Raw genomic sequence first — 13659 nt, 5'->3', positions numbered from 1 at the left:
CATGAATGCCTCGCGCGTACTTCTTGTGGCCGCGCACCCCGACGACGTGGATTTCTCGTGTGCGGGCACGATCGCCGGGTGGACCGCGGCCGGCGTCGAGGTGGCCTACTGCGTCGTGACCGACGGTGACGCCGGCGGTTCGGACCCGTCGACACCTCGGGCCGCGTTGGCCGCCCGCCGGCGGGCCGAGCAACGGGACGCGGCCGCCGTACTCGGCGTGAGCGAGATCGAGTTCCTGGGTTATGAGGACGGCAGACTGACGGTCAGTCACGAACTTCGGCGCGACATCAGCCGGTCGATCCGCCGATTCCGTCCGGACCGACTGGTGGTCCACTCGCCGGTCCGCGACATTCGCGGCATGTACGCCAGTCACCCGGACCACACCGCTGCCGGGGAAGCGGCGATGTGCGCCGTCTACCCCGACGCCCGCAACCCGATGGCCCACCCCGAATTGCTTGCGCAGGAGCAACTAGCCGCCCACACGGTCGCCGAGGTCTGGGTGATGAGCTCGAACGAGCGGGCCGACCACTACGTGGACACCACCGCGATGTTCGACCGCAAGATGGCGGCCCTGGCCGCGCACGTGAGCCAGACCGGTGGCGCGGTCGGGCTGGAGCAACGAATGCGCGAATGGGGTTCGATGCAGGCCCGCGCCGGCGGGCTGCCGGATGGCCGTATCGCGGAGGGATACCTGATTCTCGACACCCGATGAGCGAGCTTGCGAGCTCATCAATGACCACAGTGCACGCCCACGGCTGACTTGCGCCGGCGCGCCGATGAGCCGTTCGTCGGTGTGCACGGCGCGTTCGTCGACCCGGTCGTTGCGCGGCAGCGCGTCGACCGACAAGATTGTGCGTCGTGTCCTTGGAAGTGAGCCAACTCACAGTTTGTTACGGTCGGGCAGTTGAAGGCCTTCGGGCCGTCGACATCGAGGTCCCCGACGGGTCGGTCACGGCCGTCCTCGGTGCGAACGGTGCAGGTAAATCGACGCTGCTGCGGGCCATTTCAGGGACCCTCGGCCTGCATCGCGGGCGGGTCCAAACCGGGGAAATCAGCTACGACGGCCGGGCGATGAAGGGACTCGATCCGGCGGAAATCGTGGCTGCCGGAATCGTGCAGGTGCCCGAGGGCCGCCAGGTGTTCGCGACCATGTCGGTCGAGGACAATCTGCGGGCCGGCGCGCTGTCCTTGCCGAGGGCCCGCCGGGGTGGCGCGAGCGACCGGGTTTACGAGTTGTTCCCCCGGCTCGCGGAGCGCCGCACCCAACGGGCCGGTCTGCTCTCCGGCGGCGAACAGCAGATGCTGGCCATGGGTCGGGCACTGATGTCCGATCCGCAGTTGCTGCTCCTCGACGAGCCGTCACTCGGCCTCGCCCCGCAGATGATCACCTTGATCGGACGGATCATCTCCGAGATCAATGAGGCCGGCACGACCGTGCTGCTCGTCGAGCAGAATGCCGCCATGGCGCTCAAACTCGCCACGCAAGTGGTGGTCCTCGAGGTCGGCCGAGTGGCGTTGCGCGACACCGCGGAAGCTGTCACAGACTCCCCGGAACTTGCCGGGCTCTACCTGGGCGGGCATGGGCAGGTCGAAGCCGAGGTCCAAGAGGCGGTCGCCCCCACTCGGGTCCTGTCGAAGTGGCAGGGGTGATCGGATGACCGACGGCGCCGGGTTGCGGGTCGCAGATCTGACGCTGAGTTTCGGCGGGGTGCGCGCACTGGACGGAGTCTCCTTCACGGTGGCGCCCGGGACCATCCACGCGTTGATCGGCCCGAACGGGGCCGGCAAGTCCACCTGCTTCAACGTGATCAGCGGCGTCTACCGCCCCGACGGCGGGCAGATCGAGCTGGGCGGGGACGACGTCACCGGGCTGCGGCCGCACCAGTTGGCGCGGCGCGGGTTGGGTCGGTCCTTCCAGAATCTCGCGCTGTGCCCGCACTCCACGCTGATCGACAACGTCATGGTGGCGCGCCACAGCCGGACGCGCGGCGGTTTCCTGGCCGCCGGTGTCCGGTGGCCGACCGTCCTGCGCGAACAGGCCCGTCATCGCGCGCGGGTGGTCGAGATCTGCGAGTTCATCGGCATCGGCGATCTGTTGGACCGTCAGGTCTCCACGCTCTCCTACGGGGATGCGAAGCGGGCGGACATCGCCCGCGCGCTGGCCACCGAGCCGTCGGTGCTGCTGCTGGACGAACCGGCGGCCGGGATGAACGCCGGCGAGACCGCCGAGATCGCGGAACTGATCAAGGCGATCCGAGCCGCGCTGGAGATCAGCGTGTTGCTGGTCGAGCACGACATGAACCTGGTGATGGGCATCGCGCAGCGGATCACCGTGCTGGATTTCGGGAAGGTCGTCGCGGACGGGACACCCGCCGAGGTGCGCGCCGACCCGGAGGTAATTAAGGCGTATCTGGGAGAACCCGCTTGAACACTTTCGTCCAGGTGGTCGTGAACGGCCTCGGCAAGGGCGCGGTCTACGCGCTGCTCGCACTCGGATTCGTGATCATCTTCAAGGCCAGCGGAGTTCTGAACTTCGCGCACGGTTCGCTGGTGCTGCTCGGCGGTTACATCGTGGCGCGAACGCAGGACGACCTGGGTTTCCTCGGTTCCGCCGTATTGGGTGTCATTGCCGCGGCGGCCGGCGCCGTCATCATCGAACGGGTCCTGGTCTCCCGCCGACCGTTGGCGGATCCGATCGCGCTCGCGCTGCTCACGATCGGTGTCGACGTGGTCATGAGCGAGGAGATCATCCGGCGGCTCGGGGAGGAAATCCCGTTCCTCGGCTCCCCGTACGACGGCAAGCCCTTCCAGATCGGGTCGGTCACCTTCTTCCGGACCAACGTGATCGCGCTCGGCGTCGGGGCGGTCCTGGTTGCGGCCTTCTTCCTGGCCTTCCGGTTCACCCCATGGGGTGTGTCGATGCGGGCCCTGGCCGAGAACCGGGAAGCCGCCGCGTTGATGGGGATCCACCGGTGGCGGGTCACCGCCCTGGCGTGGTGCGTGGCCGGCGCGTTGGCCGGTGTCGCGGTGCTGTTCCTGGCCACGCAGGACTTCTCCGGCGCCGGCCTGAGCCTCGGGACGCACGCGATCGCGCTGGTGGCGTTCCCGGCGGCGATCGTCGGCGGTCTGGACTCGACCAGCGGGGCGATCGTCGGCGGAGTGATTGTCGGGCTGACCGAAGCATTGAGTGCCCAGTACATCTCGTTCGAGTTCTCGAAGGTCGCCGTCTACATGGTGATGCTGGCGGTGCTGATCGTCGCGCCTGCCGGGTTGTTCGGCACCCGGGAGCGAACCCGTGTCTGAGCACGCCCTGGAAACGGCCGCTGGGAACCGGGCGCACGCCTTGCCCGGACGGATCGACCCGATGCGCTGGCTGGTGCGGATCGTGCTGGCGGTCGCCGTCATCACGCCGCCCATGTACCTGTCGGACTCGTGGTTGCGGGTGGGCGCGTACGTGATGATCGGCGCCGTAGCCGCGATCGGACTGACCCTGCTCACCGGGCAGGCCGGTCAGTTGTCGTTGGCCACCCCGTTCTTCATGTTCGTCGGCGGCGCGAGTTACTGCGTCCTGGGCAGCCCGCACCGTCCGGGCAGGTGGGGACTGGGCTGGCCCTCCCTGATAGCAGTGGTGGGGGCGGTTCTCATCGCCTCGGTGCTGGGGCTGGTGTTCGCGCCGGTCGCCGGCCGCGTGCGCGGTGTGTACCTCGGCGTCGCCACGCTCTCCCTGGTCTACATCGGTCTGTACACAGGCCAGAAGTACGACTCGATCACCGGTGGCACGGCCAGCGGCCGCTCCGTCCCGGACCTGAAGATCTTCGAGTTCTCCGTCCTGCGCGCCGGGCATCGCGACGAGCGGATCTGGTACGTGTTCCTGGTGCTGACGACGCTGGCCTACCTGCTCGCCCAGGGCGCCATCAACAGCCGTCCCGGTCGGGCCTGGCGAGTGGTGCGTGACAACGAGTCGGCCGCGGCCGCGCTGGGGGTGCCGGTTCCCCGGGTGCGGGCCGAGGCCTTCGCAATCTCCTCCGGCTACGCCGGTCTGGCCGGTGTGATGACTGTGTTCTGGTACCGCCTCTTCAAGCCCGACGAGAGCGAGTTCGTCGGCACCTACAGCATCCAGGTGGCGATCGCGATCCTGGCGATGATCCTGATCGGCGGCCTCGGTTCGGTCGCCGGCGCGATCGCGGGCGCCGCACTGGTGAACGGAATGCCGGGCGCACTGAACCTGTGGTTCGGGCACTCACACGTGTTCGGCCACGGCGCCAAGGCAGTCACGCCGGTGATCTTCACGGCGTTCGTCTACGGTACGGCGATCGTCCTTGTCGTCCTGTTCGAGCCCGGGGGTCTGGCAGCTCTCGGGCGACGAGTGCAACGCAAGCTCAGTCGCAACCTGCTCGGTTCGTCGCTCATCTCCGAAGGGAACTGAACCATGCGCAGAATTCGTAAGATCCCGGTCCTGGCAGTGGCCGGGATGCTGATGATCGCCGGCTGCGGAGGTGGAAACAGCAACGACACCGCCGCGGCGGGGTCGTCCGGAGCGCCGGCGAGCGACAGCGGTGGCTCCACGGACGCCAACGGCGTCAAGATCGGGCCGGGCATCTCCGCCGACACGATCACCCTCGGTGTGCTCACCGACCACACCGGTGTCTTCAAGGACCTCGGCAACGCCATCTCGGCCGGTCACCAGATCTGGGCCGACGAGGTCAACGGCAAGGGCGGGATCTGCGGCCGGAAGATCGCGATCGACACGGTCGACCACGGCTACAAGGCCGACCAGGCCAAGATCCAGTTCCCGGACCTCGAGCCGAAGTCGGCGGCCTTCCTCGACCTGCTCGGCTCGCCGGTCATCGCGGCGCTCAAGCAGGACATCGCCGACAAGCAGCTGACCACGCTCGCCATCTCGTGGAGCTCGGTGCTGCTCGGCGCGCCCTACGTGACCATCGTCGGGACCACCTACGACCTCGAGATGGTCAACGCGCTGGACTACCTCTTCGACCAGGGGAAGCTCAAGAAGGGCGACAAGATCGGGCACGTCTACATCGACGGTGAGTACGGCGGAAACGGCCTGCTCGGCTCGAAGTACTTCGCCGCGCAGCACGGGATGACCGTCGACGAGGCGAAGGTCACCGCCACCGACACCGACATGAAGAGCATCGTGACCAAGTTCAAGGGCGACGGCGTCAAGGTGATCGCGTTGACCTCGACCCCGACGCAGACCGCGTCGGTCGCCACCAACAACGCGGCGCTCGGGCTGAAGGTGCCCATGGTCGGCAACAACCCGACCTTCGCCCCGGCCTTGCTCGGGACCCCCGCGGCGGCCGCCCTCGCGCCGCTGATCCTGGCCCAGAGCGGCGTGCCGTTCTCCTCCTCGGTGGCCGAGGCCAAGACGATCGCGGCCACGTTCACCAAGCAGCACCCGGATCTGAAGCCGAACTACGGCGTTCAGCTCGGCTACTCGTTCGGCCTGATCATGGGCGAGGTTCTGACGAAGGCCTGCGCCGCCAAGGACCTGACGCGCGCCGGCATCCACAACGCGCTGCTGGCGAGCAACAACATCAACACCGACAAGCTGCTCCCGCCGCTGGACTACTCCAAGCCCGGGCAGCCGGCTTCGCGCAGTGTCTACATCGTCCAGGTCGACAAGGCCAGCCCCGGCGGCCTGAAGCAGCTCAAGGCGCTCTACGAAGGCAAGGACGCGACCACCTACCAGGTGCCCGCGGCCGCCGCTTCCTGATCGCTGGAAACAGTGCGGTCCGGGGAACTCCGCCACAGCGGAGTTCCCCGGACCTCGGTCTGTCCGGGCTACCTCAGTGCTTGCGGTGGTTGCGGCCGAAGATCTGGAACAGTGGGTCGTACTTGCGGTCCGCGACCCGCTCCTTGAGCGGGATGATCCCGTTGTCGGTGATCTTGATGTGCTCGGGGCACACCTCCGTGCAGCACTTGGTGATGTTGCACATCCCCAGCCCGTGCTTCTCCTGAGCGATGACCTTGCGGTCGTTGGTGTCCAGCGGGTGCATGTCCAGCTCGGCGAGCCGGATGAAGAACCGCGGGCCGGAGAACGAAGGCTTGTTCTCCTCGTGGTCGCGGATGACGTGGCAGACGTTCTGGCACATCCAGCACTCGATGCACTTGCGGAATTCCTGGCCGCGCTCGACGTCGATCTGGGCCATCCGGTACTTGCCGTCCGCGTCGCGCGGCCGCGGGCGGAAAGCCGGGATCTGCTTGGCCTTCTCGTAGTTGAACTTCACGTCGGTGACCAGGTCGCGCATGACGGGGAAGGTCCGCAACGGCGTGACCACAACGGTCTCCCCCGGCGGCAACGAAGACATCCGGGTCATGCACTGCAGGGCCGGACGTCCGTTGATCTCCGCCGAGCACGATCCGCACTTACCGGCCTTGCAGTTCCACCGGACCGCCATGTCGTTGGCCTGCTCGGCCTGGATGCGGAAGATGATGTCCAGGACGACCTCGCCCTCGTTCACCTCGACGCTGTAGTCGACCAGTTCGCCGCCGGACGAGTCGCCCCGCCAGACCTTGAAGTTCGCGGTGAAGCTCTTCGACTTGTCGACGTCGGGCTGGATTGCCTTCGGGTTGTTCGACGACACAGTGGTGGTCACTTCGGCTCCTCGAACAATATCTTCAGGTCGTCGGGCATAACCGGCAACGGCTGCAGCTTGAACGACACGGTCCCGTCCTTCTCGGACAGGACGATGTTCTGGGTGCCCCAGTACTTGTCGGCGACCGGGTAGTCGTTGCGGGTGTGTCCGCCCCGGCTCTCCTTGCGCTCGATGGCGGCCACCGCCACCATCTCCGAGCACAACAGCATGTTCTTCAGGTCGATCGCCAGGTGCCAGCCCGGGTTGAACTGCCGGTTGCCGGTCACCGTGAGGTTCTTCGCCCGCTGCTTGAAGCCTTGCAGCCGGGCGAGTGCCTCGTTCATCTCGTCGGCGTCGCGGATGATGCCGACCAACTCGTTCATCGTGGCCTGCAGTTCGGCGTGCAGCGCGTAGGGGTTATCCCCGCCCTCGCGGTCGAAGGGCGCGGTTGCCTCGGCCGCGGCGACCTCGATCTGCCCGTCGGCGATCTTCGCGGTGGTCGACTTGGCGTACTCGGCCGCGTAGTGCCCGGCGCGCTGGCCGAAGACCAGCAGGTCGCCGAGGGAGTTTCCGCCGAGTCGATTGGAGCCGTGCATGCCGCCGCCGACCTCACCTGCCGCGTACAGGCCGGGTACGACCGCCGCCTGCGTATCGGCGTTCACCTCGACGCCGCCCATGATGTAGTGGCAGGTCGGGCCGACCTCCATGGGTTCCTTGGTGATGTCGACGTCGGCCAGTTCCTTGAACTGGTGGTACATCGAGGGCAGTCGCTTGTTGATGTACTCCGGCGTGCGCCGCGAGGCGATGTCCAGGTACGCGCCACCCGCGGGTGACCCGCGCCCGGCCTTCACCTCGGCGTTGATCGCCCGGGCCACCTCGTCGCGGGGCAGCAACTCCGGTGGGCGGCGGTTGTTCTTCTTGTCCTCGTACCAGCGGTCGGCCTCGGCCTCGGTGTCCGCGGTGTCGGCTTTGAAGAACTCCGGGATGTAGTCGAACATGAAGCGCTTGCCGTCCTTGTTCTTCAGGATGCCGCCGTCGCCGCGGACCGACTCGGTGACGAGGATCCCGCGGACCGAGGGCGGCCAGACCATCCCGGTCGGGTGGAACTGGATGAACTCCATGTTCAGCAGCGTCGCCCCGACCCGGGCGGCCAGCGCGTGGCCGTCGCCGGAGTACTCCCAGGAGTTCGAGGTGACCTTGAAGCTCTTGCCGATGCCGCCGGTGGCCAGGATGACCGCGGGGGCCTCGAAGCACACGAAGCGGCCGGTCTCGCGCCAGTAACCGAACGCGCCGGCGATGTTTCCGCGGTTGGTCCCGTTGGAGTCCTCGCCAGTGCCGTCGGTGAGCAGCCGGGTGATCGTGCACTCCATGTACACGTCGATGCCCAGCGCCACGACGCGCTGCTGGAGAGTACGGATCATCTCCAGGCCCGTGCGGTCGCCGACGTGGGCCAGGCGGGCGTAGCGGTGCCCACCGAAGTCGCGCTGGGAGATCAGGCCGTCCGGGGTGCGGTCGAACAGCGCCCCGTACTCCTCCAGTTCCTCGACGCGGGCCGGGGCCTCCTGGGCGTGCAACTGGGCCATCCGCCAGTTGTTGAGCATCTTCCCGCCGCGCATCGTGTCGCGGAAGTGGACCTGCCAGTTGTCGTCCGGCCACACGTTGCCCATGGCGGCGGCAATGCCGCCCTCGGCCATCACGGTGTGCGCCTTGCCGAGCAGGGACTTGCAGACCACCGCGGTGCGGGCGCCGCCTTCGTGCGCCGCGATCGCGGCGCGCAGACCCGCGCCGCCGGCGCCGATCACGAGCACGTCGTAGCTGTGCCTTTCGAGCTCAGTCATCTACCAGGTCCTTTAGAAGAATCGCGGGTCGTGGAAAGCGCCGGAGGCGACCAACGACACGTACGCGTCGGTCAGCGCAACTCCGAACAGCGACACCCACGCGAGCTGCATGTGACGGGTGTTCAGTTTCGACACCTGCGTCCAGGCCCAGTACCGGATCGGGTGCTTGGAGAAGTGGTTGAGCCGCCCGCCCATCGCGTGCCGGCAGGAGTGGCACGACAGGCTGTACAGCCACAGCAGGCAGGCGTTCGCGATCAGGACCAGCGTGCCGAGTCCCATGTGGCCCCAGCCGGCGCCGCCGTGCGCGTGGGCCAGGCCGTGCTCCTGCTTGAACGAGTGGATCGCGTCCCAGGTCAGGACCACGTTGAAGAGCAGACCCAGGTAGAAGAAGTAGCGGTGCACGTTCTGCCCGATCAGCGGGAACCGCGTCTCGCCGGTGTATTTGGCGTGCGGTTCGGCGACGGCGCAGGCCGGCGGGGACTGCCAGAACGACCGGTAGTAGGCCTTGCGGTAGTAGTAGCAGGTGAGGCGGAAACCCAGCGGCACGACGAGGATGAGCAGCGCGGGCGACAGCGCCCACCAATGACCGATCGGAGTGCCGAAGTCGTCGGAGCCCACTTTGCAGCGCTCGGCGAGGCAGGGGGAGTAGAACGGCGAGAGCAGGTGGCTCTGCTCCTGGACGTAGGCCGTGTTGATAAAGGCTCGGATGGTCGAGTAAACGATGAAGGAGACCAGTACGACGACCGTGATCAGCGGTTGCAACCACCAACGGTCTCTACGCAACGTCCGGGCGTCGATCTGCGCACGTCCCGGCGAGAAAACTCCGGTTCCAGCCATATGTTGTTCTCCGGTGATCAAATTCGGTCGGCCTTCAGTCCGCATTCCGGTGGCATGCCGGCACGAATCTGTTCGGTCGACGTGATCCGGTCGGGTTCCCGATGCCGGTCGTACTTTGCATCATCGCGCAGGACGTTGACCCGCGAGTAAGCAGGGTAGTGTGCAGGCCGTCACACCCCCGAATGACCCCGGTCACGGGCGGGTAACGGGCCCCGGAGCGCTCGCGCCGGGCTCCTGGAAGGAGTCCGGAGACTCCCCGGTGCCCCGAAAGTCGTATGACCTGCGTCACGCCGCCGGACCCCAGTTTGCCCGCCGCGCCGCGAGCGTCGAAAATCGATTGATGCAGGCCCCGAGCTTCCCGCGGACCGATCACGAGCAGCGCGTCGCCCGGCTGGTCGAGCAGTTCGCGGCCATCGGCCCGGACGAGCCGATCCGGCTGGCCAAGAAGACCTCGAACCTGTTCCGCGACCGGGGCAAGGCAGCCGGCCCCGGCCTGGACGTCCGCCCGTTCGAGCACGTGATCGAGGTCGACCCCCGCACCCGGACGGCCTCGGTCGAGGGCATGGTCACCTACGAACGACTGGTCGACGCCACGCTGCCGTACGGGCTGATGCCGCTGGTGGTGCCGCAGCTCAAGACCATCACCCTCGGCGGCGCGGTGACCGGCGTGGGCATCGAGTCCAGCTCGTTCCGCAACGGCTGCCCGCACGAGTCGGTGCGTCGGATGGAGATCCTGACCGGCGACGGCCGGGTGCTGGAGGCGACTGCCGACGGCCCGCACGCCGACCTGTTCCGGGCCTTCCCGAACTCCTACGGCACGCTCGGGTACGCGTTGCGCCTGGACATCGAACTGGAGCCGGTGCGGCCCTACGTCCGGCTGCGGCACATCCGGCACACCGACCGGAGCGCGTTCTTCGCGCAGATGACGGAACTTTGCGAGACCCGGACGCTGGACGGGAGCGACGTCGACTTCGTCGACGGGACGATCTTCTCCGGCGACGAGATGTATCTGACGGTGGCCTCGTTCGTCGGCGAGGCCCCGTACCTGTCGGACTACACGTGGACCGACATCTACTACCGGTCGGTACAGACCTACCGCGAGGACTTCCTGACCATCCGCGACTACCTGTGGCGCTGGGACACCGACTGGTTCTGGTGCTCCCGAGCGTTCGGCGTCCAGCGGCCGTTGGTCCGCAAGCTGCTCGGCCGCCGACTGCTGCGTTCGGACGTCTACTGGAAGATCGTCGCGCTGGAGCGGCGCACCCACCTCAACGCGAACATCGAGCGACTGCGCGGCCGCCCGCCCCGGGAGGACGTCGTCCAGGACATCGAGGTCCCGGTGGAGGGCGCCGCGGACTTCCTCGACTTCTTCCTGCGCGAGATCCCGATCGAGCCGATCTGGGTGTGCCCGCTGCGGCAGCGCGACGAGGCCGTCCAGTGGCCGCTGTACACGTTCAGTCCCGACCGGCTGTACGTGAACTTCGGCTTCTGGTCCTCGGTGGCCCTGAACCCGGGGGAGACCGACGGGCACCACAATCGGCTCATCGAGGCGAAGGTCGACGAACTGCACGGACGGAAGTCCCTGTACTCGACGTCGTTCTACTCCACCGAGGAGTTCTGGCGCCTGTACAACGGCAGCGCGTACGAGCTGGTGAAGAAGGAGTACGACCCGGACCGCCGGCTGCTGGATCTGTACGAGAAGTGTGTGCAACGCCGATGATTTCCCGGCCCACCCGGATGTGTCGCGTCGTCGTCGGCAACGAGGTTGTCGGCTCGGAGTAGGAGGCTGCCGTGAGTCGGACCGGTGTGGCGTCGGTGTTCGCCCGCGTCGTCGACACCTCGTTCCCGGTGCGGGTGAGCGCGTTCGACGGCAGCTCGGCCGGTCCCTCCGATGCCGAGGTGCACCTCGAGCTGACCTCCCCCACCGCGTTGAGCTACCTGCTCGGCTCGCCCGGCGAGCTGGGCCTGGCCCGCGCGTACGTGACGGGCCATCTGAAGGTGCACGGCGACCTCTACCTCGCGTTGAGCGCGCTGTCGGCCGGGGGCGAGAACCTCGGCGTGCGCGATCGGATCGACCTGCTGCGCGACTTCGGCCTGCGCAACCTGCGCCCGGTCGAGCCGCCGCCGGAGGAGATCCTCAAGCGCATGGGGCGGGTCCGGCACAGCAAGTCGCGGGACAGCAAGGCGATCTCCCACCACTACGACGTCTCGAACCGCTTCTACGAGTGGGTTCTGGGGCCGTCGATGTCCTACACCTGCGCGTGCTTCCCGAAGCCGGACTCCTCGTTGGAGGAGGCGCAGTGGAACAAGCACGACCTGGTGGCCCGCAAGCTCGGCCTGGCGCCGGGCATGCGCCTGCTGGACGTCGGCTGCGGCTGGGGCGGCATGGTCATGCACGCCGCCAAGGAGTACGGCGTGCAGGCACTCGGCGTCACGCTGTCGGCCCAGCAGGCTGCGTGGGCCCAGCAGGCCATCATCGACCGTGGCCTTTCCGACCTGGCCGAGGTCCGGCACCTGGACTACCGCGACGTGCCCGAGGACGGCTTCGACGCCGTCTCCTCGATCGGCCTGACCGAGCACATCGGCGCCAAGGAGTTGCCCGGCTACTTCAGCGCTCTGCGAGCCAAGCTGCGGCCGCACGGGCGGTTGCTGAACCACTGCATCACCCGGCCGGCCACGACCCTCCCGGCCAAGGCCGGCAAGTTCATCGACCGCTACGTGTTCCCCGACGGTGAGCTCGAGGCCGTCGGCGAGATCGTCTCGGTGATGCAGGACAACGGCTTCGAGGTGCGCCACGAGGAGAACCTGCGCGAGCACTACGCGATAACGCTGCGCGACTGGTGCGCGAATCTGGTCGACAACTGGGACGACGCCGTCGCCGAGGTCGGGGCCAACCGGGCCCGGGTCTGGCTGCTCTACATGGCCGCCTGCCGGGTCGGGTTCGACTCCCGGGTCATCGAGCTGCACCAGGTGCTCGGAGTGCGCTGCGACGACGCGGGCAACGCAGCGTTCCCCCTGAGGCCGGACTGGACGAACTGAGCCATGGGCGCGACGAAGGAGCACCCATGGCCAGGAGTCCGTCTATGCACACTGCGGACGAACTGACGGGCCGTCACCACCAGCCCTGGCGGCGGGCCCAGCGCAGCAGCAGGGCCGAGATCACGGCCATCGCGCCCAGCGCCGTCGGGTAGCCGTACCGCCAGTTCAGCTCCGGGATGTGCGTGAAGTTCATGCCGTAGACCGAGGCGATGGCGGTGATCGGCAGGGTGACGGCGGCGATGACCGCCAGTCGCTCGGTGGCGATCGACATCGTGGTCTCGGTCCGGGCACGGAAGAAGTCGATGACGCCCTGCAGGTACTCCCACTGGATGTTGGCCAGCCCGCCGACCCGCTCGAACTGGTCGGCGAGATCCTCCAGCAACGGCACGCCCTCGGCGGGGACGCGGTCGCGCAGGTGCGTCACCCGGCGGTAGATCTCGCAACTGCTGCTGGCGATGGTGCGCACCGCCAGAAGGCCGTGACGGACCTGGAACATCTGTTCCAGGAAGTCGTCCGCCTTGACCCGGTCGCCGCCGGTCATCTGCTGCTCCAGCCGCCACACCTGTTCGGTGAGCTGCTCTACCGCGCTCTCCACCGTCCGGACGATGCCCGCGACGATGGCGTGGGAGAGCTCGAAGGACCCGGCCGGCGACCAGCGCCCGGTCTCCAGCCGACGGCGTACCGCGCCGGTCTCCCGGTTCATCACGGCGGGGTCGACCGCCTCGTTCACCGGCCCGTGGACCGTGACCACGAATCCGTCTCCGACGAAATGGTCCAGTTCCACATAGTGGACGTGGCCGGCCGCGCCGAGTTGCGGGCTGTGCAGCACATAGAAACGGTGGTCCGGATACAGATGGAAGCGCGGAATGCGATTACGGACGACGCACTGGTCGATCGCGACCGGGTGGAAATTGAACACCTCGCGGAGCAGAGCCACCCCGGCGGTGTCGCAGTGCGGGACGTCGACCCAGATCAGGCCGTCGCCCTTTTCCAACAGTGCCGGAAGGTCGTCCGGATCGCACTTCTCGACCGTCGACCCGATGATCCGCAGGACGTCCATGGCAGCTCCCGAACTCCGGTCCCGGGGAAACCTTCGCACGAACGGGTCCGGCCCGCTCCTGCGGCTGTGAAGCCGAGGGAGCGGGCCGGGGCCGAACGTACGGAAAGGGCTCCACCGGACGGGGTGAAGCCCTTTCCGCGTCTAGGAATTACTTGTTGGTGTAGATGATGAACTGGTCGCTGTCGGGGGCGAAGCCGTTGGGGGATCCGTCGGGGTTGGAGACGGTGTTGGTGGAGGTGTACTTGTACATGAATTCTCGGCCCTGGCCGTAGTCGTGGCTCCAGTTGTC

Annotated in this window: 12 protein-coding genes; 8 read left to right on the top strand and 4 right to left on the bottom strand. The window is 67.5% G+C overall.

Annotation, left to right across the window (positions count from 1 at the left end):
• Position 1: 1 nt before the first annotated feature.
• The 6 genes from VHU88_17935 to VHU88_17910 all read left to right on the top strand — a co-directional run bounded on the left by VHU88_17935 (position 2) and on the right by VHU88_17910 (position 5734).
• A complete protein-coding gene (locus tag VHU88_17935) occupies positions 2-712 on the top strand; it encodes a PIG-L deacetylase family protein (GenBank protein HEX3613575.1) in 711 nt (236 codons plus the stop codon).
• A 146-nt stretch (positions 713-858) separates the two neighbouring features.
• Entirely contained in the window at positions 859-1650 is a 792-nt protein-coding gene (locus VHU88_17930) for an ABC transporter ATP-binding protein (protein ID HEX3613574.1), read from the top strand.
• Positions 1651-1654: 4 nt separating this feature from the next.
• Complete coding sequence (locus VHU88_17925; protein ID HEX3613573.1) at positions 1655-2428, top strand: ABC transporter ATP-binding protein; 774 nt, start codon at positions 1655-1657, stop codon at positions 2426-2428.
• Positions 2425-3303: a branched-chain amino acid ABC transporter permease gene (locus tag VHU88_17920; GenBank protein HEX3613572.1), complete on the top strand. Its 879-nt coding sequence runs from the start codon at positions 2425-2427 to the stop codon at positions 3301-3303. The genes VHU88_17925 and VHU88_17920 overlap by 4 nt, the downstream gene beginning before the upstream one ends.
• Positions 3296-4426, top strand: a complete 1131-nt coding sequence (locus VHU88_17915; GenBank protein ID HEX3613571.1) for a branched-chain amino acid ABC transporter permease — start codon at positions 3296-3298, stop codon at positions 4424-4426. The genes VHU88_17920 and VHU88_17915 overlap by 8 nt, the downstream gene beginning before the upstream one ends.
• Before the next feature lie 3 nt (positions 4427-4429).
• Positions 4430-5734, top strand: coding sequence for an ABC transporter substrate-binding protein (locus VHU88_17910; protein ID HEX3613570.1), 1305 nt, complete (start codon positions 4430-4432; stop codon positions 5732-5734).
• A 73-nt stretch (positions 5735-5807) separates the two neighbouring features.
• Here VHU88_17910 and VHU88_17905 read toward each other — a convergent pair whose 3' ends face one another.
• The 3 genes from VHU88_17905 to VHU88_17895 are packed head-to-tail and all read right to left on the bottom strand — an operon-like array spanning position 5808 to position 9271.
• Complete coding sequence (locus tag VHU88_17905) at positions 5808-6617, bottom strand: succinate dehydrogenase/fumarate reductase iron-sulfur subunit (GenBank protein ID HEX3613569.1); 810 nt, start codon at positions 6615-6617, stop codon at positions 5808-5810.
• On the bottom strand, positions 6614-8434 hold the full coding sequence (locus VHU88_17900) for a fumarate reductase/succinate dehydrogenase flavoprotein subunit (protein ID HEX3613568.1): 1821 nt from the start codon (positions 8432-8434) through the stop codon (positions 6614-6616). Before VHU88_17900 ends, VHU88_17905 begins: the two co-directional genes overlap by 4 nt.
• Positions 8435-8446: 12 nt before the next feature.
• The gene (locus VHU88_17895) at positions 8447-9271 is read right to left on the bottom strand and encodes a hypothetical protein (protein ID HEX3613567.1); all 825 of its coding nucleotides are present in this window, start codon (positions 9269-9271) and stop codon (positions 8447-8449) included.
• Positions 9272-9611: 340 nt separating this feature from the next.
• Between VHU88_17895 and VHU88_17890 the strand changes: the two genes are divergently transcribed.
• Entirely contained in the window at positions 9612-10991 is a 1380-nt protein-coding gene (locus VHU88_17890; GenBank protein ID HEX3613566.1) for an FAD-binding oxidoreductase, read from the top strand.
• A 71-nt stretch (positions 10992-11062) separates the two neighbouring features.
• Positions 11063-12310 carry a cyclopropane-fatty-acyl-phospholipid synthase family protein gene (locus VHU88_17885; GenBank protein HEX3613565.1) on the top strand — a complete coding sequence of 416 codons (1248 nt, stop codon included), beginning with the start codon at positions 11063-11065 and terminating at the stop codon, positions 12308-12310.
• A 73-nt stretch (positions 12311-12383) separates the two neighbouring features.
• Here VHU88_17885 and VHU88_17880 read toward each other — a convergent pair whose 3' ends face one another.
• Positions 12384-13370, bottom strand: a complete 987-nt coding sequence (locus VHU88_17880; GenBank protein HEX3613564.1) for a magnesium transporter CorA family protein — start codon at positions 13368-13370, stop codon at positions 12384-12386.
• Positions 13371-13659 lie beyond the last annotated feature (289 nt).

Source organism: Sporichthyaceae bacterium (assembly GCA_036269075.1).
In the GTDB taxonomy this organism is placed as follows: Bacteria; Actinomycetota; Actinomycetes; order Sporichthyales; family Sporichthyaceae; genus DASQPJ01.
The sequence above is the reverse complement of the archived record's forward strand: the minus strand, read 5'-3'. Positions and strand labels throughout refer to the sequence as shown.